The organism is Arcobacter thermotolerans, from assembly GCF_983172305.1.
The window spans coordinates 1-1,336 of the sequence record NZ_CFAFZJ010000023.1; the positions used below are offsets into that span (position 1 = coordinate 1).

Below are 1,336 nucleotides of genomic sequence, written 5' to 3' on the forward strand. Positions count from 1 at the left end.
GGGAGTGTTAGAAATTCCGTGTCAATCTGATAAAATAATATCAAGGATTGACAATGGAACAAGAGATAAACTTTGATTTCAATGAAATATTGAAAGAATTTAGAAGTGGTAAAAGACTAACAGGTAAAGATGGACTTTTAGCACCACTAATAAAACAACTAACAGAAGCTGCATTAGAAGCAGAAGTTGAATCACATATTGCTAATGATGTTTTAAATGGTAAAGTAAATAGAAGAAATGGCTTTAATACTAAAACTATAAAAGGAACTTCAGATGGAAGTTTTTTACTTGAAACACCAAGAGATAGAAATGGAACGTTTGAGCCTCAAATAGTAAAAAAGCATCAAACAACAATTAGTGATGAAATAGAAGAGAAGATAGTTTCAATGTATGGCTTAGGGATGAGTTATGTAGATATATCATCACATATAGAAGAGATATATCAAGTATCAATTTCAACAGCAACAATCAGTGCAATTACAGATAAAATAATTGATAAAGTAAAACAGTGGCAAGCAAGACCTCTTGAAACTATTTATCCATTTGTATGGCTTGATGCAATACACTATAAAATCAAAGATGGTGGTAAATATGTAAATAAAGCTGTTTATACAGTACTTGGTGTAAATATGGAAGGTAGAAAAGAGATTTTAGGACTTTATCTATCAGAAAGTGAAGGAGCAAACTTCTGGCTTAGTGTACTTACAGATTTAAATAATAGAGGATTACAAGATATACTAATAGCATCTGTTGATGGGTTAAAAGGATTTCCAGAAGCAATTAAAACAATATTTCCTAAAACTGAAGTGCAACTTTGTATTATTCATCAAATAAGAAACTCTTTAAGATATGTAGCTTCTAAAGATCAAAAAGAGTTTATGAAAGATTTAAGATTAGTCTATGAAGCAAGTACAAAAGATTTAGCCGAAGATGAACTACTTAAACTTGAAGAAAAATGGGGTAAAAAATATCCTATAGTTTTACAATCTTGGAATAATAAATGGGAAAATTTATCTGTTTATTTTAAATACCCTAAAGAGATTAGAAAAGTAATTTATACTACAAATATTATTGAATCAGTACATAGACAATTTAGAAAATTGACTAAAACTAAAGGTGCATTTCCAAATGAAAATTCACTTTTAAAATTACTGTTTATGGGAATAAAAAATGCTGAGAAAAAATGGACAATGCCAGTTTGGAATTGGAGTTTAACTCTTTCACAACTGGCAATATTTTTTGAAGGAAGATTAGATAGTGAACTTAAAATTTAAGTTCTGGTGTGATAGGATTTCTCCTATCAGAATTACTTTGACACGAAATATTTAACGGTCTC

At 29.2% G+C, this 1,336-nt stretch carries 1 protein-coding gene; it reads left to right on the top strand.

The window, feature by feature from the left end; genetic code table 11:
• Positions 1–53 precede the first annotated feature (53 nt).
• Positions 54–1,274 (top strand): IS256 family transposase, encoded by a 1,221-nt coding sequence (locus AC5LG6_RS11230; protein ID WP_498586651.1) that lies wholly within the window; start codon positions 54–56, stop codon positions 1,272–1,274.
• Positions 1,275–1,336: the final 62 nt, after the last annotated feature.

Coding starts and splice junctions, on each gene's coding strand:
- AC5LG6_RS11230 (WP_498586651.1), top strand. CDS start 54: ATGGAACAAGAGATAAACTTTGATTTCAATGAAATATTGAAAGAATTT.